The following is an 18,868-nucleotide window of genomic DNA, read 5'->3' as shown; positions in this document are numbered from 1 at the left end:
CCTGCACTTGCGCCTGGACGATGGCAATGTGTCAGGTCAGTTGGCAAAGGACATGTGCGCGAGGCACGCCGGCCATCAGAGCGGCGAGATCTTCGGGGGGAGGAGCCATGAGCGCGCGTCATGCGAGTCCGGGTGCACCGCAGGCCGGGACAACGAAAACTTATGGCGCCATGCTGCCGCCGTGGCCATGATGGCGAGGTGAGTTCGTATCGCTTGGCCGAGCCGCCGCTGTTCGCCCGCCTGCGGAATGCCTCCAGCGTGCTGATCGCTGGGGCGGGCGGCGGATTCGATGTCTACGGTGGCCTGCCGCTCGCCGTGGCACTGGAAGGGCTGGGCAAAAAGGTGCATCTGGCGAACCTGTCGTTCAGCGACCTGCGCCGGACCCCGCTTGAAGATTGGCTGGCGCCAGGGGTCGCCGCCGTTGGTCCCGAGACCGTCGGCAATGACGATTACTTCCCCGAACGCAGTCTGGCACGATGGCTGGCAACCACCGGTCGCGAGCCGGTCGTGTACGCGTTCCCCAAATCCGGTGTCCGGCCCCTGCGTACGGCCTACCGCGCGCTTGTCGAGCAGCTCGACGTGGACGCCCTCGTGTTGGTGGATGGTGGCACAGACATCCTGTTGCGCGGCGACGAGGCCGGCCTGGGCACTCCGCAGGAGGATATGACCAGCCTCGCTGCCGTGGCAGGGCTGGAGGGCATCGCCCGCCTGGTGGTGTCGGTCGGTTTCGGCGTTGACGCCTATCACGGCGTCTGTCACGCACACGTGCTCGAGAACCTCGCCGCGCTGCAACGGCAGAACGCGTTCCTCGGAGCACTGTCCATACCGCCTGACAGCCCGGAAGGCGCCGCATACTTCGCCGCAGTCGTCCACTCATTGGCCGAAACACCTATGCGCCCAAGCATTGTTCACTCCCAGATCGCCAGCGCGTTGCGCGGGGAATTCGGCGATGTCCATGCCACCGACCGCACCTGCGGCACAGAACTGTTCGTGAACCCGCTCATGGCGATGTACCTGGCCGTTGATCTCCCTGCGCTGGCGCGCACGGTCGAATACCTACCACTCCTCGAGTCGACCGATCACGCCTACGAGGTGGCCCAGGTAATCGAAGCCCATCTAACGTCACGGCCCGAGCCCCGCCCCTCCAGCCTCATCCCACACTGACCAGGTCGATGACGACGGATCCAGTCTCAGCGCCGCCCACCGGACACGTCCGGTAATCGGCCCTTCGGACAAGCCGCAACCCGGACTCACCACCATCCAGCCTAACGCTGAATTCCCAACTGCCTCTTGACATAAAGGGGAGCCAGGAGAATATCTTCGTCAAGCGGGCGGCTCGGCATACGGCCCCGTACCATGGAATGCGAACCTGTGCAGTTTCTTTTGGTTTCCGATGGCCTGTGCCGTCTCGATCTGACAGCGCTGCGGTCCCACGGTAGCTTGCTGCTGGTAGTCACACGCTCAATGAGGGGGTTCGCGCGATGCGCTGGGGTTTTATGGCAATTTCCAGCATGGCCACGGTTGCTCTGGCGGCTATGCTGAGTGGGGGAGTAGCGCAGGCGGGGGTGCCATCACTGACATCATCGTATGCCGATCCTGGATGTGCGTGTTTCGCCATGTTTCCGGCACAACCGAAAGTGGAGCAGATACCTGGAGAAGGGCGCGAGGGGCTCACCTCTACTGAAACCAGTGTGCTCGCTCCCACCACGGAAGGCGTAGCGCTCCGATTGGCGTATTGGCGTATGCCTGCAGGTGCTACGTACGATCTGAACCAGGGTATTTCGTCTGTCGCCAACTTCCTTACCTCGGATGGCATGGAGACCAGCAGCATCCAGTACGGAACCTTTCGTGGGCACCCTTCAGTGACTGGCGAGTTTCTCGACAAGGACCAGGTGCCTGGGTACGCCAAAGCTCTTATCTTCACTGTCGACGATCGGGTATTCGCGTTGCGGGTAGCCACAAGGTCAAGTTGGGGAGCGAGTCCGAGTGACGGCGTTGCCGCGTTCAACGCATTCGTCGACGCGTTCCAGGTCTTCTGATCGTCGTTCACGCCAACCGGCTGATCCGTTCTGCCCGACGTGAGTCAGGATTCCGGGGCCGTGCCAGTGGCGTCTTCCGCTAATCGGCTAGTTAGCGATCGCATCTCTCCCGATGACGATCACACTGTTTGCGCCAGAACCCTGCCGAGGGACCACTATCTTGCCAGTCGCGGGACCACCGATGACACGGAAGTGGAACGGATTATCGCACTGTCGATCGGTCGACGCCGCGTTACCGAACGGCCGGTATGCGACATTACCGGGCGTGGGGCGTTCGGGTCATTCTCATCGGCTCAGTTGTGCGCCGTTCGTCCGCATCCATCGACTCGGCAGCCGCATCACGGTACCCGTGGCGCCGGTACAGCCGGATCGTGGACACGCGCGACAGATCAGTGGCTTCATGCCGGTCGTGTCATCAGCTGAGCGAGTCGCTTCGCTTGCGACGTTCTCAGTCTCACTTCGACTCGTTCCGGCTCCCGCGGATCGGTCGTCGCCGGGTCGTAGACGAAGCAGACTCGATTGGGTCGATCGAGTCTGAATTCGATTGCCGCCCATAGTGGATGCGTCATCGACATATCGATATGTTTGAACCGGCCCGCCCACACCAGTACCCGTCCGCTGACAGTGACCGCGATCGCGCCCGAGACCTCCCGCCGCTCCCATTCCACGAGACGACCGGATGGCCGGAAACTGCGACGGATGACCGAACCGCTCAGGCCCTCCTCGAAGAACACGATTCCGCTGGAGGCGTCGAGCGACGCACGCAGGTCCTCTGGTAACCGCCCCGACCCGAACAGGAACCGCCGCAGGGCATTCACTCGTCCAGCTTAGCCGCGCATCCCCTTCGACGGTGGCCGCGGTCGCGAACTGCGCTACGACGCGATCGCCACTGGCAGCCTGAACCGCTGGGCCGACTGCATCGACATTCCCTATGTCGGCATCGGCGCCCGGCTACCGACGGCGGCCTCCGCCGCGGGCAGGCCCGAGTCCTCGGCGGCCGTCCATGACACATCGCACGCACCTCGAAAAGCATCGACTCGGCAGGCGCACCGTGCCGTGAGATCAACAGCCCACCGCATTCCCAGCTCTCTGGAATGACCGGCACGCGGCAGTACAGTGTGTCGCCGCAGACGCTACTGGTGGGCTGCATACAGGGCTTGGTACCCCGCTATAACGCCCTTAACGATCCACGAAAACCCGACAGTGACTGAGTCACTCCCTCACACAGCTGCCCGCTCGCGTTTCGGCAGGAGCGGATGCTCTGCGCCGCATCGAGTCCCGTCGCAGACCCGCCCGTTTGGCCTCGTAGCTTCGTGGATCCCTGTCGAATCAGAGCTCGTTCATTAGCCGCCGCTCGTTTCCCTCCGCCGGCACAGCAACGTCGAACAACTCATACACAGCAGCCACCGCTCCGGGAGTGAGATGTTCGACCGCCGGTCGCTGGACGAAGTAGTACGCGACCGAATCCCGCGACTTGGCGATTACTGCTTGACGACTTCGGGCTGTCGCCCGTCCCAGCCGAGGAGCCCTCGGCAGATTGCTCCGTGTCGGCCCGGCTGCCGTCGCCATGATCGGCCCGCACGGCGAATCTGGAACATGTTCCCTCAGAGCGGTCGGCCACGACAGTTGCGCCAGCTCCACCCCATATATGTTGTCCCCGATGGTCACCCAACAGTCCGGTGGTTCATTGCGGCCTGGCCCCTTGCTGACAACGGCGTGAGCGGCGGGTCCACCGAGCCTAGTCAAGAACAACTCGGCATCGTGAATCTCCAGTAGCGACTTGTCCTTCGACGGGTAGTTTGCGTCGGGCACCTCGCACAACAGGACAACTGCCGGTTCATCGTCCTGGCTCGCCCTACATCCAAAGCTAGAAGGTCGATGCCGCCGCGCTCGTCGTTCGCACGGAGTTGAAGCCGGAAGCGACTCATGTCGATCGCCGACTTGAACGGAAATCGCACGGCGTTTCGAATCAGTCGGTCGTTCACGGGCGTGCAGCGCTGGCGCGCCGACGACGTATGGTTCTCATAGCCGAACAGCAGGCCAGTAGATCCCCTTTGGTACCAGGTATTTTCGGCGCAGCGAGCTGCATCTCGTCCGTGTCTCGCCGTGTTATCCGACTCACTGCCGAATTTCGCCATACAGGAACAAGAGCGGCTGCGGCCTTACGGCCGCCGCCGCCGCGCTACGCCGCGCAACGCGATTTCCTGAACGGCGGTCACCGCGGCGCGTCGGCGCGTCGGCGGCAGCCTCCAGGCTGAAAGCCGCATAGAACCCTGATTGCTCACATTGGGCGCCAGACAGACGTAGCCGTCGGCGGGCAGTCTGCGAATATGGCGGCATGATCGACCGCTCCTCGCAAGGCTGTGCCGCATGATCCGCATCTCTGTCACGAACGAGTCCGGCACGCCACGCAGCTGGTTCGTTGAACCGTACGGCGACGAAGTTCGACTCGAATCCCAAGATGACGTGTTGTCCATCGAGTTCGAGCATCCAGCCGACCTCATCATCGATGTCACCTTGCACACCGACGGCGAGGTGATTTGGACTCACGGCGCAGACAGATACACCGTTCTGCTGCCCGATGACCTCAAACTCAACGGCAAGAGTCTCTGGCCACCGAAGGACCAAGCGCAAAGCGGACAGGCATGAAGGTGTGAGCCGAGGTCGGATCACGCGGGAATCCCCCGCTGTCCTCATGGCCCGATTGTCTCGCTCCAGCCGAACGCGTCAAGGACCACCCTTCGGGCGTCCGCTACGCGGTGCCTGGCGGCGTCCTTGACACGTCCGTCTTCCACTGAGAGATGGCCAGTATGAGGAAGGCGGGGGAGTAGGTAGGTGGCGGACAGACGACCCATCCGCAGGTATCCGGGTGACACAGGAGTGACACAAATGCCTCGGACACACGCGGACAACCGAGTATCACGCCGCCAGGACACCAGACTTCGACGTCCCTCCTGATACCCCCGGAACTGGCCCATTGCTGCCTCCGGAGCAGAAGGCGAGACCAGCAGCCAGCCCGCCTCTGGGTGCACCCCACCACACAGCAGGGCCATCGGCTGGGCGCGCTCTCTAAGTGATCTCGGCCAGATTGCCGAGCGCGCAACTGGATTCATCCCAAGCTACGTATGGTCAGCTATGTGATTACTGCCTTGATCGCCATCGCTGGCACTCTCTTCGGTGCGGCTGTCACCCACTACTTTCAGCGGGTCAACGCCGACAGGACCATGCGTCAGAACTTCGTCGAGAGGCTAAGGCAGGACCGCCTCACCGCCTATCACGACTTCGCGAACGCGGTTGTCGAGTATCGTCACCACCAGATCAAGCGATGGCACCGGCTCAACCAGGATCCCGACGCCGAAGCAAACACGCGATCCGAGGCGTACGACAAGAAGGCGGTCGCCAATTCACAGCTGCTGCGGATCAAGCTCCTGACCAGCGATGAGCGCCTGATCCAGCTGGCGCAGGCAGCAATCGAGGCATCGCTAGCCATCCAGCGAGGGGGAGTCGCCCCATCGACGCCTGAAGAACATCAAGCGCGCTACCACCAGGCAACTGCCGCGATCGACGCATTCGTTCGACATGCCGGGACCGATGTGCAGAATCACTCCCAGGCGAATCTGCCGACGCGAAGGCAAGCAAGGCTCTCTCGATACGTTTCATGAAGCAAGCGGTCCCGTCCGCAGCCCGTCCGCAGTGCATCGCCCTGGAGCCGATGCCTACCAACGCTGTCGATGCTCAAACATGCAGGTCAGACACACCGAGTCGACATCTGTCAACGCTCGCAAACGTCCAGCAGATAGTCGCCATCGGAACTTTTCGGCTTTGTCCTGGTACAGCTCGAACTTTGCGGCCACAACGGTTACCTCGTCTCTTCGAACTCGGATAACGCCTGGTCAGTGCAGAATATCCCCCAAGGATCCCTGCGGAGTCGAACACGCCGCGCCCGCCCATCAATACCATCACCCCCTCAAAGCGTTTCCGTCGGTCGCCGTGTCGATTCCGGTCCGATACTGTCCTGGTGGTTCCAGGAGATCCTTTGACCTCCCCGTAACGAATCATCAGGTGCTCAACGTGGAGGACTGGGCGGAAATCCGGCGACTGCATCGGGCCGAGGCCATGCCGATCCGGGCCATCGCAAGCAATCCCACGTGAACACCGTGTGGATCCGGCGTCCGAACCGCCGAAATCGCAGGCGCTCCCAGCGCTTTCATGCTCGTCAAACCGGGCCGATGACTACCCCTTCCGGAGTGGTCGTATCCTGCCACCGTTCGGGCGTCGGTGTATCTGCCGGGCTGGCCTGCCGAGGGGCGGGTGGACACCTTGCCGCGCGCCAATTCGGCAATGTGCGGCGGGAAGTCGGCTCGGCCGCGTTTCCGCCGCCAAGACCAACGACTAGCCAAAGGCCCGCGCAGCGCACGGCCGCCACACCACTCTCAGGCCGCGCCCCGCAAAGAGGTCACTGGACTCTCGGACTCGGATGCACCGATGCGGAGAAGGTGCTGTGGTCGGGCCAGCGGTGGTGCCGAGCGCACGAAATATTAACTGCGACAACGATGGAACCGATCAGAGCCCGGGCGCGTCAAAGTCTTCAAGAGCACTAAATGGAGAGGGGGTGAATCTGTATGGGGAACACGATCGACCTGGGTGATGCTACCGAGCTGACGCAGGGTTTCGAGTTCGACTTCGTCGTCGACCAGTTGACGTTCGATAAGTGGACCTGATCACCGGGTCCACCGTAAATGATGATCCGGCTCGACCAGGAAGGCCTCAGTCGTTGACTTCAGATGTGCTCGATACTCGCTACCACAGAGCTTGGTCGAACGGGCGTTGTGTGCAGCTTGACCTGCACGTCAATAGGTACAGCCTGGTCGAGCCGGACATCGCCGATGCCCCGCGCCAACGAGGTCCCAGCGTGCGGCGCCACCTTCGCGATGTTCGCCACGCACACGAGTCCCTGATACCGCCGCCGCGCTCGACGACTCTGTTCGCACGGTCCGCGGCTCGCGCTGCACGCATGCGCACCGTGCCGGTCCGCCATCAGCTGGCCGTCTGCCGGGACACCATCGGGCCACGGCCAACAACCAACGCTCCGACCGAAGCCCTCGAACACCACGCCCGCGTGTACAGATATCTCCGCGCATTCCGTGGACGCGACATTCTGTGTCTCGAAGACTCGATCTGCGCATACCTGTACTTCAACAGGCTCTCCGGAGTCTGCGCCGACATCGTCCTGGGTATCACAGTTCAACCGGCTTTTCAGGCCCACGCCTGGGTGGAAGCCGACGGCTATCTGCTCAACGACCTTCGCTGGCGCATCGAGTCCTACCGCGAGATCCTCCGACTATCCCCGCGCCGATGAACATCGACCTGTCCCGCCTTGCTACGCAGCAGGCCTACGCCGCGGTGACCGAATACCGAATCACCGAGTGGACGACGATCACCCAGGTCGGCGCCGCGGTCGATGCGCTGACCGGCCTGCCCGCCTGCCCAAATCCAGCCGTGCTCCGCGACAGACGCCCCCGCGAGATCGCCGAATACCTGATTCACAACCTCGCCGGTGACACCGTTTTCGTCGTACAGACCGGTGGAGTCGCATACGTGGTGAGACCAGCCTTCTCTGAGCTGGAGGTCTACTATCACTTCGACGGCGACACGCTAACGTTGTGGTCGGGAACCGCTCTGCCCGTGGACATTACCTCTCACTCGTGGTCTCTGAACTGGGAATATCTGCATGGCTCGATGATCAACTCGACGTGGGTGACGCCCCAAACGGGGTTCATCGGCGTAGAGGAATTGTTGTCCGGTGCGATCCTCGACTGCCGCGATGGTGAGGTCAACCAAACCGATCACCTGCCGGATCTGTTCGCGGCGACACCTCGGCGCACTGAATCGTCGTTCGACCGGACCCGCGACATGTGCCGCGAGCTGTTGCTGGCCAGCGTTGCGCACAAAACCAGCGGATACGAAGGCAAGGTAGGAATAGCTGCCTCCGGCGGCTTGGACTCCTCGGTGGTCGCGGTCGCGACCGCTCTATGCCATCCCGACAGCGCCCTACCGTTGATCAACACCTATCGCGACGATGACGAGAGCAGCGACGAACGTGAATACTTCGCCGCGCTCGCCCGCGCCATCCCGGGCGCCCAACCCCACTACATCGAAACCAGCGAAGGCGTGTCGCGCACCGACACCTCCGCGGACTTATTCGCCCCCGCGCCGCGACCATCCAAAATAGCCGCCGCGGGCCCACTGAACCAGCGGATCCACGCCAAGCTCGCAGAACTGGGATGCACCCGCCTGCTCAGCGGCGACGGCGGGGATCAACTCTTCCTGCGACTCTCCCGAGCCACGCTCGCCCCCGAACTGGTCGGTGAAGCCGCTACCCGCGCCGCCCGGGTCCGCGTCCTGAGCGCGCTCGCGGCGCACCAGCACAAATCGATATGGACGATGGCGCGGGCAGCTCGACGGCCCGCTGAAGACACCGAGCACTGGCGAAACATGTTCGGCGACCTCGCCTTCCGAGCACCCTCCGTCCTAGCCCGCCCTCCGCGGGAGATGGCCCTGATCCCGAGCACGGAAAAGGTGTCAACCTGGCCGCTGTCCGTGGCATTCCAATACGTCGCGTTGCGCAACGCGGAAATGAACCGAATCGCCTTGGCTGATAGCACAAGCACCGAACGCAAACCGGCGCTGTTCTGGCCATTGATCCGCTCCAGCCTGACAGCACCGAGAACCCACCACTTGCACGATGGCATCGACCGCGCGGTGGAGCGTGCGATGTTCACCCAGCTTCCCAGCGAGATCGTCCACCGCATCGGCAAGGGCGGAGGCCGAGATCTAGATACTCGCTACGATTACCGTCGGCTCGCGCAGGGCTTGCTCGACAGCGAGCTGTGCGACCGGAATCTGCTCGATCGACAGGAACTCACCCAGCTCGCCGACGGACACACACCCGACGGCGACACCAGATTCGCCCTTATCCGCGCCGCCGTCACCAACGAATGGATTGCCCATGCCTTGGCAACGACCTGATCGAATCATCAGCCGCGACCAGGCAGCGATTCTGCGACAGGGACTGCGCAACTCCCGCAAACAGATCGCCGTTTTCGTCGCGATCACACTGCTCGCCTCGATCAGCGCTATCGCGGGCCCGCTGATCTTCGTTCGCGCTGTCTCGAACATCGCCCAGCCCACAGCGGAGTTGTTCGGCTACTTCGTCATGTTCGCCGCTGCCACCGCAGCCGCGCGCTTCCTCCAGGATGCCAAGACCGTTCTGATGAACCGCGTCCAACAGGACGTCGGCAACGTCGCCAGCGACGAGCTGTTGGCCAAGATCATGAACGCTGACGGCTCGGTATTCGCCCAAGCCAACGCCGCAAAGATCTCAGCTCTGGTGCAGAGCTTCAACCTGTCGAACAAGATCTACATCCAAATGTTCATGATGGTGATCCTCGGCGCCGCGTCCGATGTGGCCATATCCATGGCCGTGATCAGCCACAGCATCAACACGGTCGTAGCCGTATTCGTGCTCGTCTACGGCACCGCGACGGTGTGGCTGACCCTGCGCAGCAACAATGTCACCGACAAATATCTGCGCGTGGCACAACGCAAAACAAACGACAACGCCAACCTTCTCGGCAACGTCGTCGCCAACATCATCTCGATCCGGGTCTACCGAGGCCAATCCTGGATCGCCGACATCAACCGCCGCAACTACGACGACGCACGCACCAACTGGAACGCTTTCTACAGCCGCCGCGTCATCTACGGCGGATTCCAAGGACTGCTCGTCATGGTGCAATATTGCGGCGCGTTCGCGGCCCTGCTCCTGCTGCACCACGACGGCTACGACCTGGCACAGATTCTGCTGCTCGTTCTCGTACTCGCCCAACTCAACCGGCCCTTCGAACTCGTCGGCACATCGCTGCGAGACTTCGCACAAGCCAAGGCCATAGCCGAACCCATGCTCGACCTCCTCAAGGACCAGCCAACGAGCCTGGCCTCCGGCCCGACCACGAACAACACGCCAGCCACGCTCACCCGAGCACCCGTCTTCGATATTGAAGCCCTCACCCAGCGATACACTCCGGGCGGCCTCCCAGTCCTGGACAGTCTCAACACCTGTTTCACCCCCGGGGCGCTCAACTTCATCATCGGCCCCTCCGGTGTCGGCAAGTCCACCTTGATGAACATCCTGCTCAGACTCAACACCACCTACACCGGTGACGTCCGGGTCAACGGACAACCACTCGATACCTTCGATGACCACACCTACTGGTCCGCCGTCGGATATGTACCCCAAGAACCGATGATGATGAACCTGCCGATCCGCGAAAACATCCTGCTGGGAAGAGAATTCGCCGACGACGAGATCATCGACACCCTGTCCGAAGTCGGACTGGCCAACAAACTCGACCAGCTGCCCGACGGTATCGACACCTGCATCGGGGAGGGCGGACGCCTACTCAGCGGTGGCGAGAAACAACGGCTCTCGATCGCCCGAGCCCTCATCGCCAAACCGAGCATCCTGTTCCTCGACGAGGCCAGCTCCGCCCTCGACAGCGACACCGAAACCGCCATCCTGAACTTGCTGCGCGCCTTGGCCGCCGACACCACCATCATCGCCATCACCCACCGCACCGACACCATCGCCACCTCCGACAACGTGCTCGATCTGACACCCACTGCGGTGCACGCCTGATATCAGCGCCCGCGGGCCGCCTTGCACGGCTGCTTAGAGCGTGTCTCATGTGGTCGCTTTCGCGAGCTTCTTGTAGCAGGTGTGTGGCCCCGAGGGTGAGGAATGCGCAGAAGTGGTTGGCGTAGCGTTCGTATCGGATGTTCAGGCGGTGGTAGCCGAACAGCCAGGCGATCGACCGCTCGATGACCCAGCGGTGTTTGCCGAGTTTCTGGCTGGATTCGATGCGTCGAACTTCGGGATCAGCGGTTCGGCCAACTCCCACAACTCATCCGGCACCAACCGCCGCGAAAGCTCCTCCACCACAACAGATCAACCAACCCAGATCAGCCAATTACAACCGCGTAAGACACGCTATAACGCGATTGCCGACCGCGTATACACACGGTAGGAAAGTGTCATGTGATGGTCGACCGGATAGGCTGGCGAACCGTGATCAGGATTCGGCATCTGGTTCTGGCCAGCATCGTGGCGACGAGTGTGACCGCGTGCGGCGTGTCGGGCTCGGATTCATCGGATTCGTCGGAGGCGACATCGGCGCCGACGACTCGTACGACGTGCAACGCCAGTGCGGCAACCGGATCCGTCTTTGCCACCGAAGAACGCCCTGATAGGCCGTTCACGATCCAGCTTCCGCAACTGACGGGCTGGCAGGTGACGCAGGCAGAAGGTGACAAATTGGAGTTGCATCGTGTCGATCAGCACGCGGGACGGAAGGACATCGCGACCGTCACCCTCCGCGCAGACCGTCCACTCCCTGCCAACACCTCAATCGCAACCGGGCTCAGTACGGGCGGACACGAATGGCGGCCGTCGCGATCCGAGACCATCGATATGTGCGGTCGGCACGCCACCCGGGTCACCGGAATTTTGCTCGCCGCCGGTATCGATGGAGTCGACCTCTACCACGAGTTCCTCAGTTCCGATTACATTGCAGGCGAAATGCTGTACCCGATCCGAATGTCGGTCGAGACCACGGCCGCCGATCGGGACATGTACCAACCCGATATTGACACCTTCGTCAACGGACTGCAGATCGTGCCGAAACCTCCGACCAGTTGAGCAGTGCTCGATTGTGTAATGAGCCATCACCCAGTCGTTTCGAGGTCGGTGGCAGTCATCTCGTCGAGACAACCACGTCCAGGATCCCGGTCGCCGGCTGGCCCGCGACCTGTGGGTTCGCGCCGAAACCTGTGATCGGTAGGTGACGCGCGCGGCATCTACTTACCCCATGACATCTTCTCAACCTCCCACGAACCAACCGCAGCCCGCCGGCTTGGACAAAAAGACCAGCGCGATCCTGTCCTACGCACTGGGGTGGCTCACCGGAATCATCTTCCTACTGGTGGGAAAGAACGATCCCGATGTGAAATTCCATGCCTCGCAATCGATCGTCTTCTTCGGAGCGGTCTCGATGGTCAATATTGTTCTGAGCATCGTCGGCTCGCTCCTCGGAGTCCTGGGGATCATCTTCAGCCTCGCCGGACTCGCAGTCGCGGTCTTCGCAGTCCTCGTCTGGATCATGGCCATGATCCAGACCAACAACACCGGCGGTGTCCGCGCAGAGCTTCCCATTGTCGGAAAATTCACTGCACCCTATGCCGACCGGGTGGCCAACTCGGTCAAGTAGCGGCATATTCGAAGTCCCCAGCTAGATTTCGTAATCGCGGATGCTGTCGGCACCCCTACCGGCCGCCAGATGCGACAGTCCGAAGATCAACGGCCCGAGGCTATCTCGGGCCGTTGGCGTCCGCGCGGAACGTTCGATAACGCCGATTTGCGAGTGCTCGCTTGCTTCGAGTGTCGGCCGCATCGGACATCGAGTTCGCCTTGGGCACAACAGGTTCGGTTGTCACTCCTCGGTGCGGCCGTCGGTGTCGAGGTCGATCGAAGTGCCCGTGGTCAAGCGTCGGTATGAGGCTCCGATGCCGGGGCCGTTGTCGCCTAGCAGGCCGCCGACCATTGCGGTTCCGATGTCGTTGAGGGCGCCGTCATGGATGGCATATGTCTGTGCGGGGGCCACTTCGCGTACGTAGTCGATCAGTTGTCCGGTGGTGGACCAGGGGCCGTGCACGGGCAGTAGCAGGGTGTCGACCGGGGTATCCGGAACGGTGTACGCGTCTCCGGGATGGAACACGGTGTCGTCGACGAGAAAGCCGATATTGCCTACCCGCGGGATATCGGGGTGGATGACGGCATGCCAGGTGCCGTAAACCTTCACCTCGAAACCGGCCGCGGTGAATGCCTCGCCCGCACCGACGGTGGTCACCCTGTTACCCAGACCGGTCAACTGTGCAGCGACAGCGGTGTTGGTCCAGATCCGCAGGGCACGATTGCGTTCGGCGGCCCGGCGCAATGTCTCCTCGGAGAAATGGTCGAAGTGCTCATGGGTGACCAGAACCGCATCGACATCGGCCAGGGCCTCCGGTTCGGTGAGCCCGCCGGGGTCGACGACCAGGCGGCAGTCGTGCTTGTCGATGCGGACGCAGGCGTGGCCGAACTTGGTGAGTTGCATTGAGGCTCTCCTCGAACATGAAGTCTATACACCTTAGTTGTACAATCTAATTGTACAACTAAGGTGTATGATCCAGGTAGGGTGAAGCCATGGCAGACGACACGCTCGCCGAGGACCTGCGCCAAGCGATCGGGGAACTGGTTCGCACCGTGCGAACCGCCGACACCATGCCGCCCGGCGAAGCGGCCATTCTCGGCCACCTCGACCGCAGCGGCCCCCAAACCACCGCCGATCTCGCGCACCGGCGCAAGGTGACCCATCAGTCGGCGGCCAAGTCCGTCAAGGAACTCCTCGGCGCCGGCCTGATCCGCACCGAGCCCCATCCCGACGACGGCCGAAAGGTTCTGCTGCACATCACCGGTACCGGCCGCGCTCACCTTCGGCAGCTGCGCGCACAGCGCGCCAACTCCCTCGACACCGCCATCCACGACACCCTCGACACCGACGAACGGCGACAACTCCGCGACTGCGTTTCCCTGCTGACGCGCCTGACCGCACACATGACAGGAAGTGAAACCGTCGGTGTCCATCAGCGGCCGGTCGGACGGACTCCCCGAAGAAAGGCACGATAATAGCCGCTGATCGGGCGGCTTGGGCGCGAAATATGCTGTGGCGCAGGATATCCTGGAATGCCGATTACGGGATGTTCAGGCTGGCTGTGATCCGCGGCATTGCGTAGCGGTGTTCTCGCGGCGTCAAGTGGCACCGAGGACGCGGCGGGTCACCTAACGGCAGGGCTCCGAATGGCCCGGCCGTCGAGCAGGCGGCGGATCTCCTCGTCCGGATATGGGGTGCTGCGGCTCTCCTGCTGGAAGGCATGCGTGAATGTGGACATCGCGGCGGCGATCGGTGCGTGCCGGGTGAGGACCGCGGCGGCCTCCTCACCGATGCCCTGCGGCGGTTTGCCCTCGGCGATGGCGCGCACCATCGCCGCGCGTGTCTCGCGGTCCTCCCGCCGGAGCCCGTACAGGGCGGTGAGCAGCCAGTTCACCAGGTAGGTGGCGGTGAAGCCGCGGTCATAGCTCTGGTGCTGGTCGAAGAACGCGGCCTCGGTCGGCGAGAGGTCGAACCCGCACGAGAGCGCGAGTCCGTAGTCGCCGAAGTAGAGGCGTTGACCGTCGGTCAGGATGTTCCCGAAGTGCGCGTCGATGTGCAGCAGCCCACGGCTGTTCATGAACGCGGTGCCGACGGCCAGTTCCCGCTCCACCATGGCGCAGGCCCGGTCGGCGGCCTCCTCGCCCGCCTCGATCTGGACGTTCAGCCACTGGTGCAGGGTCTGTGGGATGTACTCCAGGAACAGCGCGATGCTCGCCGAAGAGTCTCGCAGGGCCTCGATCCGGTGGCGTACCTGGGGTCGGTCGTCCCAGTAAGCGACGGTGCGGTCGATGTCGGCGAGCTCGCTCGGCAGCGGCGTCGTGTCCGGCAGCACCCGCCAGTGGTACATCAGCGGGAAGCCCTCACCTTCGGCGGCGAGCACCCAATTGGTCGTCATGGTGTGCACGGCGAGCTCGCGCCAAGCCCCGAAGCCCGCCCCGCCGATGAGACCGACGCCGTAGTGATAGAACAGCGGCAGGTCGAACACGTTCGCCGTGGACCGGACGTTCTCGGGCTGTCGTTCCAGGTCGGTGAGGGGTACTCGCTTCACGAAGACCGGGGTTCCAGCGATCTCCAGCAACGCTGACTTCCCGCCGATACCGGCGCCGAGCGGTGCGGCCGCGTCCACGAGCTCGCGCAACGCGTGATCGCTGTGCAGCGCCAAGGCTGTGGAGACGGCGCTGTGGACGTGCAGGCGCGCCGGGCGCGACATGTCGCGGGTCGTCGCCACGTCAGATGGCGAGGACGTCACTGCGTCAAGGGAATACGCTGCGGCCTTCATGTGGACGCCGACCTCGATTCAGCCATGGCCACGCGGTCGTGCCGGCGGCCTCCGGAGCAGGGCAGGAGGTCGGTCCGGGGCCGCACCCGACGGCGGTCCCGGCTTGTCCCCCCGAAACCGCACTCTACGTCACGATCTCCGCGCGACGACTCCACGTAGCGAGAGACGAGGAGTCGGCCTGAGACCACGAGGCCGCTGGCTTTTCGGCATGTCGCCGACCCACCGATGCGAAATGGCAGGCCAGCCTTAGTAGCAGGAACTGCGGTGAGCGACTCGCTCGTTAAGGAACAGCTGTTCCAGGTCACCGTGAACGAGGTGCTCGATCGCGGCGGCGCCCTGCTGGACAATCTGACTCAGTCATCGCAGGACCCGGCCGAGACCTTCGCATTCAGCTCGGCCGGGGCTGTGTGGCTGACCCGAACGGCGGTCGTCATGGGTGCCACCACGGGCCCCTGGCCTCGGTGGGGTTGACGCGGTCGGCGCTCTGGGCACTGTCGCAGGACAACTGCTGGTGACCGGACCGCTTGCGATCAGTGCGGCAGTTCATTAATTCACCACTTTCTCCTAGCCGCTGGGTCGAATCGGTGCCTGCGGTTGGCACGATTACGGGGCGCGTTCATTGCGATCGGCGATCACCGCTGGCAGGCTCATGTTTGTGGACCACGCACTGGGTTCGCCGAGTGCAGGCGATTCGCTCGGTCGACCACAGGAGGGCCGAGACGAACTTCTGATATTGGCGTCGAACTACCTCGAGCGCTTGGACGATCAGGTCGACTCACTGGTCGCCCGGCTGCGTGAGCGGATGCCCGAATATGCGGCGGTGCCGACCGCGGAATTGCGCGCCTACACTGCGGCGATCATCCGGTCCGCACTTGAGCAACTACCCGTAACGGATGGCGGCCTCGACGCCGGTGGTATCCGTGCATTGCAGGAACTCGCACGAAGGCGTGTGGAGCAGGGCTTCCCGTTGGAAGCGCTCACCCGCAGCATTCAGATCTCGGCACGGTTCGTGCTGGACGCGCTCGACGAGGAAGCGTCGAAACGGGGACTTTCGGATCGGGTCGTCTTGGCGGCGCACGATCTTGCGTGGAGATTCGCCAACGATGCCGCCGGAGTCATCAATGCAGTTCGGCACGACGTGGCGGTCGAGGCAGCGCGGAGAGACGCCGAACAGCGAGTGGACTTTCTGCGCGCACTGCTGCACGCGCAACTCTCTGCCGCTCGCATCAGTGTGGACGCCCGCACATTCGGGCTGGACCCGACGGCGAAATACCAACCGTTGTGCGCTCGACCCGCCGATCAAAGTGACTGGGCCGCACTGACGGCGGTGCTTCAGCGTACGTGCGCGACCCATGAACTCCTTCCCGTGGTCGCCGTTGTCGACGGTGATCTGGTGGCCGTCGTGCCGAAATGCCCTGTGGTCGGCGACCGATGGCTGGTTGCTACTGCGGAACCGGCAGGGCTCACCGACCTGGCTTATGCCTTCGATGAAGCGGTCTCGACGCTCGAAATCGCCCAGACCTTCGGGCTGACCGGGTTGGTCACAATCGCGGACCTGGGGCCGCTCCCGCTAGCGATGCTCGGTGCCGACACTGCCGCCCACCTCGAACACCGATACCTGCGCGCACTGGACGACGGCCAACCGGGTCGCCAGGACGTGGAGGACACGGTGTGGGATTTCCTCGAATACGATAGAAACCTCGACCAGACCGCGCTGGATCTGCACGTACACCGCAACACCGTGCGATACCGCCTCGCCCGGTTCCAGGAGTTGACCAACCTGGATCTGCGGTGCACCAGGGACGTCGTTCTGGCGTGGTGCTTGCTCGCCCACCGCCGAGTCCAGCGTTCGTAACCAATTTGGCTCAGCGTGCCAAATGCGCAGGTCCAGACACTGTCCGGCCGGACATGGTCTAGCCGCGGCCCGGCCATGAGCATAGAAACATGACTCCCTTCTCCCCACATGGCATGAGAGTCGGTCTATCCCAGCTGAACAGTGCCAGCAGGCCGATCCTCGACTACTACCTCGACGATTTGCACGTTACGCAGTTCAGTGTCACCAGTCCCAATTCCGCCGAGTACGCGGCCACGACTGCCGATGGAACCCGCGAAGACCGGTGGCGCCTGAGCTGGTTGCCGGGACGGGTGCTGACGCTCGAGCAGGCGCTTTGCGCGATGGTGCTGGATGAGATTCTCATTGCCCACGAACTCGACAGTGACACCATGCTGCGCGTAATGCATGACCTCGCCGCCCATCTGGCGATGCCGCTGCACCAGATCCTCACACGCCTGTCCGCCATCAAGAACGACGCACGTTCCGAACCGCGGGGTATGGCCGCATGGCAACGTCGAGGTGGCTACTACCGAGCCACCGCTTGACGGTGCCACCTGCGCGAACTCCGGTGCGAGCACAGTTGTTCGCACTGGTCGTACGCCCGGCATCTCCGACGCTTGCCGTAGGGATGGTGATCGCCGCCCTGTTCATCGGGGTCGAGACCCTCGCAGTTTGTGTACTCGATCGAACAACCGGCGCAGACGATTTCGGGGTGCTCTACCTGCTCGGCGCATTGGTGATCTCGACACGATGGGGGATCGGGCTGGCGGCCGCGACATCGATAGCCAGTGCCACAGCGTTCGACTACTTCCGTAACTGGCCCGTCGAGGAGTTCGCACCGATCGAGAACGGCATCGTGATCGCCGTCTTCTTGACGGTCGCGTTGTCGATGAACTTCGTCGCGGGTGTGGCCAGGGCACGCGTGGTCGAGGCCGATGCGCGCCGCCGCGCCGCCGACCTCACCGCTGAGTTGGCCCGTATCATGTTGCGCTCCAGTGATATCCGGACCGCACTGGATATCGCCGAGCAATGCCTTGCGCAGGCTCTCGGGCTGGGTTTCGCGGAAATCGAGCTCGCGGAAATCCGGAGCGACGACCAGCGCTGGGCGATTCCGTTGCACGACGGCACCACACCGCTCGGTACCTTGTCGGCGCCTGTCGACCTTCCCGAGCCGACCCGGCGGTGTCTGCGAGACCGGGTAGCGCCCGCCCTGGAGATATTGCTTTGTGCCGCACACGATCGCGAGGCCATCAACCATGCGCTGATCGCCTCGCGCGCCCGCATCGTTGCGGCCGCTGATGAGGCTCGGCGCCGTCTGGAGCGCGACCTGCACGACGGGGCGCAACAACGGTTGGTTTCCTTGGGACTCCAACTGCGCAAGACCCAGGCGTCCCTGCCGCCCGAACTGGTATCCTTGCGGGCCGAGCTCGACGGCATCGTGGCTGACTTGACCGGGATTTCGATGGAACTGCAAGAGTTTTCGCGCGGGATTCATCCGGCGATCGTGGCCAAAGGCGGGCTCGGTCCCGCATTGAAGACGCTGGCGCGCCGCTGCAGCGTCCCGGTGGTCCTCGAGTTGGTGATCGAACGTCGGCTGCCCACATCGATCGAGGTTGGGGTGTACTACGTGGTGGCCGAGGCGCTGACCAACACCGCCAAGCATGCCCAGGCGTCAAATGTGAACGTGCGCGCGGAAATAGACAATGAGAAACTCTCGCTGCTCATACGCGACGACGGAAGAGGCGGCGCCGACCCCACCAAAGGATCGGGGCTCGTCGGCCTGATCGACCGCGTCGAGGCGCTCGGTGGCAATATGCGGATCGTCAGCCCGCCCGCCGCCGGGACACGGCTGCATATCGCCATACCGGCGCGAGAATGAGACCGTTGCTGACGGCGGGTTCCAGCGCCT

19 protein-coding genes and 1 pseudogene are annotated in these 18,868 nt (G+C 63.2%); 16 read left to right on the top strand and 4 right to left on the bottom strand.

Annotated features, from left to right (window positions below):
• The first annotated feature begins 213 nt into the window (after window positions 1–213).
• A complete protein-coding gene (locus tag ACQP0C_RS27400) occupies window positions 214–1,164 on the top strand; it encodes a DUF1152 domain-containing protein (protein WP_433724474.1) in 951 nt (316 codons plus the stop codon).
• Between the two features lie 317 nt (window positions 1,165–1,481).
• Complete coding sequence (locus ACQP0C_RS27395) at window positions 1,482–2,039, top strand: hypothetical protein (RefSeq protein WP_433724472.1); 558 nt, start codon at window positions 1,482–1,484, stop codon at window positions 2,037–2,039.
• Window positions 2,040–2,437: 398 nt separating this feature from the next.
• On the opposite strand, the gene ACQP0C_RS27390 is transcribed toward ACQP0C_RS27395, so the two are convergent.
• Window positions 2,438–2,857, bottom strand: a complete 420-nt coding sequence (locus ACQP0C_RS27390; RefSeq protein ID WP_433724470.1) for a hypothetical protein — start codon at window positions 2,855–2,857, stop codon at window positions 2,438–2,440.
• Between the two features lie 1,552 nt (window positions 2,858–4,409).
• On the opposite strand from ACQP0C_RS27390, the gene ACQP0C_RS27385 reads away from it, so the two are divergent.
• From ACQP0C_RS27385 to ACQP0C_RS27355, 7 genes and pseudogenes are all read left to right on the top strand, one after another.
• Entirely contained in the window at window positions 4,410–4,688 is a 279-nt protein-coding gene (locus ACQP0C_RS27385; RefSeq protein WP_433724468.1) for a hypothetical protein, read from the top strand.
• Between the two features lie 488 nt (window positions 4,689–5,176).
• A complete protein-coding gene (locus tag ACQP0C_RS27380) occupies window positions 5,177–5,701 on the top strand; it encodes a hypothetical protein (RefSeq protein WP_433724466.1) in 525 nt (174 codons plus the stop codon).
• Window positions 5,702–6,101: 400 nt separating this feature from the next.
• Window positions 6,102–6,176 (top strand): annotated as a pseudogene (locus ACQP0C_RS27375) (hypothetical protein); the annotation flags it as partial.
• 574 nt (window positions 6,177–6,750) lie between these two features.
• Window positions 6,751–7,398, top strand: a complete 648-nt coding sequence (locus ACQP0C_RS27370; protein WP_433724464.1) for a lasso peptide biosynthesis B2 protein — start codon at window positions 6,751–6,753, stop codon at window positions 7,396–7,398.
• Window positions 7,395–9,068 (top strand): asparagine synthase-related protein, encoded by a 1,674-nt coding sequence (locus tag ACQP0C_RS27365; protein WP_433724462.1) that lies wholly within the window; start codon window positions 7,395–7,397, stop codon window positions 9,066–9,068. The genes ACQP0C_RS27370 and ACQP0C_RS27365 overlap by 4 nt, the downstream gene beginning before the upstream one ends.
• Window positions 9,049–10,737: an ATP-binding cassette domain-containing protein gene (locus tag ACQP0C_RS27360; protein WP_433724460.1), complete on the top strand. Its 1,689-nt coding sequence runs from the start codon at window positions 9,049–9,051 to the stop codon at window positions 10,735–10,737. Before ACQP0C_RS27365 ends, ACQP0C_RS27360 begins: the two co-directional genes overlap by 20 nt.
• Window positions 10,738–10,849: 112 nt before the next feature.
• Window positions 10,850–11,125, top strand: a complete 276-nt coding sequence (locus ACQP0C_RS27355; protein ID WP_433724458.1) for a hypothetical protein — start codon at window positions 10,850–10,852, stop codon at window positions 11,123–11,125.
• A gap of 7 nt (window positions 11,126–11,132) precedes the next feature.
• Here the strand turns inward: ACQP0C_RS27355 and ACQP0C_RS27350 are convergent, their stop codons facing one another.
• A complete protein-coding gene (locus ACQP0C_RS27350; protein WP_433724456.1) occupies window positions 11,133–11,330 on the bottom strand; it encodes a hypothetical protein in 198 nt (65 codons plus the stop codon).
• Window positions 11,331–11,412: 82 nt separating this feature from the next.
• On the opposite strand from ACQP0C_RS27350, the gene ACQP0C_RS27345 reads away from it, so the two are divergent.
• Together ACQP0C_RS27345 and ACQP0C_RS27340 are read left to right on the top strand one after the other, a co-directional pair.
• Entirely contained in the window at window positions 11,413–11,796 is a 384-nt protein-coding gene (locus ACQP0C_RS27345; RefSeq protein ID WP_433724454.1) for a hypothetical protein, read from the top strand.
• Between the two features lie 214 nt (window positions 11,797–12,010).
• Window positions 12,011–12,364: a DUF4870 domain-containing protein gene (locus tag ACQP0C_RS27340; RefSeq protein WP_433724452.1), complete on the top strand. Its 354-nt coding sequence runs from the start codon at window positions 12,011–12,013 to the stop codon at window positions 12,362–12,364.
• 222 nt (window positions 12,365–12,586) lie between these two features.
• Here ACQP0C_RS27340 and ACQP0C_RS27335 read toward each other — a convergent pair whose 3' ends face one another.
• On the bottom strand, window positions 12,587–13,249 hold the full coding sequence (locus ACQP0C_RS27335; protein WP_433724450.1) for an MBL fold metallo-hydrolase: 663 nt from the start codon (window positions 13,247–13,249) through the stop codon (window positions 12,587–12,589).
• Between the two features lie 89 nt (window positions 13,250–13,338).
• On the opposite strand from ACQP0C_RS27335, the gene ACQP0C_RS27330 reads away from it, so the two are divergent.
• Window positions 13,339–13,821, top strand: a complete 483-nt coding sequence (locus ACQP0C_RS27330; protein WP_433724448.1) for a MarR family winged helix-turn-helix transcriptional regulator — start codon at window positions 13,339–13,341, stop codon at window positions 13,819–13,821.
• A 149-nt stretch (window positions 13,822–13,970) separates the two neighbouring features.
• Here ACQP0C_RS27330 and ACQP0C_RS27325 read toward each other — a convergent pair whose 3' ends face one another.
• Window positions 13,971–15,056, bottom strand: a complete 1,086-nt coding sequence (locus ACQP0C_RS27325) for a protein kinase family protein (protein WP_433724446.1) — start codon at window positions 15,054–15,056, stop codon at window positions 13,971–13,973.
• Window positions 15,057–15,389: 333 nt separating this feature from the next.
• On the opposite strand from ACQP0C_RS27325, the gene ACQP0C_RS27320 reads away from it, so the two are divergent.
• The 4 genes from ACQP0C_RS27320 to ACQP0C_RS27305 all read left to right on the top strand — a co-directional run bounded on the left by ACQP0C_RS27320 (window position 15,390) and on the right by ACQP0C_RS27305 (window position 18,838).
• Entirely contained in the window at window positions 15,390–15,596 is a 207-nt protein-coding gene (locus tag ACQP0C_RS27320; RefSeq protein ID WP_433724444.1) for a hypothetical protein, read from the top strand.
• A gap of 184 nt (window positions 15,597–15,780) precedes the next feature.
• Window positions 15,781–16,980: a PucR family transcriptional regulator gene (locus tag ACQP0C_RS27315; protein ID WP_433724442.1), complete on the top strand. Its 1,200-nt coding sequence runs from the start codon at window positions 15,781–15,783 to the stop codon at window positions 16,978–16,980.
• 113 nt (window positions 16,981–17,093) lie between these two features.
• Window positions 17,094–17,504, top strand: coding sequence for a hypothetical protein (locus ACQP0C_RS27310; RefSeq protein ID WP_433724440.1), 411 nt, complete (start codon window positions 17,094–17,096; stop codon window positions 17,502–17,504).
• Window positions 17,505–17,587: 83 nt separating this feature from the next.
• Window positions 17,588–18,838, top strand: coding sequence for a DUF4118 domain-containing protein (locus ACQP0C_RS27305; RefSeq protein WP_433724438.1), 1,251 nt, complete (start codon window positions 17,588–17,590; stop codon window positions 18,836–18,838).
• Window positions 18,839–18,868 lie beyond the last annotated feature (30 nt).

It is taken from the genome of Nocardia sp. CA-129566 (assembly GCF_050956075.1).
Lineage (GTDB): Bacteria > Actinomycetota > Actinomycetes > Mycobacteriales > Mycobacteriaceae > Nocardia.
Note: the sequence above shows the minus strand (reverse complement) of the source record. Positions and strands in the feature narration are given on the sequence as shown.

What these genes read in the sequence shown, in the direction of transcription:
- ACQP0C_RS27305 (WP_433724438.1), top strand. Translation starts at nt 17,588, where the DNA reads ATGGTGATCGCCGCCCTGTTCATCGGGGTCGAGACCCTCGCAGTTTGT.
- ACQP0C_RS27325 (WP_433724446.1), bottom strand. Translation starts at nt 15,056, where the DNA reads ATGTCGCGCCCGGCGCGCCTGCACGTCCACAGCGCCGTCTCCACAGCC.
- ACQP0C_RS27360 (WP_433724460.1), top strand. Translation starts at nt 9,049, where the DNA reads ATGCCTTGGCAACGACCTGATCGAATCATCAGCCGCGACCAGGCAGCG.
- ACQP0C_RS27310 (WP_433724440.1), top strand. Translation starts at nt 17,094, where the DNA reads ATGAGAGTCGGTCTATCCCAGCTGAACAGTGCCAGCAGGCCGATCCTC.
- ACQP0C_RS27335 (WP_433724450.1), bottom strand. Translation starts at nt 13,249, where the DNA reads ATGCAACTCACCAAGTTCGGCCACGCCTGCGTCCGCATCGACAAGCAC.
- ACQP0C_RS27385 (WP_433724468.1), top strand. Translation starts at nt 4,410, where the DNA reads ATGATCCGCATCTCTGTCACGAACGAGTCCGGCACGCCACGCAGCTGG.
- ACQP0C_RS27330 (WP_433724448.1), top strand. Translation starts at nt 13,339, where the DNA reads ATGGCAGACGACACGCTCGCCGAGGACCTGCGCCAAGCGATCGGGGAA.
- ACQP0C_RS27365 (WP_433724462.1), top strand. Translation starts at nt 7,395, where the DNA reads ATGAACATCGACCTGTCCCGCCTTGCTACGCAGCAGGCCTACGCCGCG.
- ACQP0C_RS27395 (WP_433724472.1), top strand. Translation starts at nt 1,482, where the DNA reads ATGCGCTGGGGTTTTATGGCAATTTCCAGCATGGCCACGGTTGCTCTG.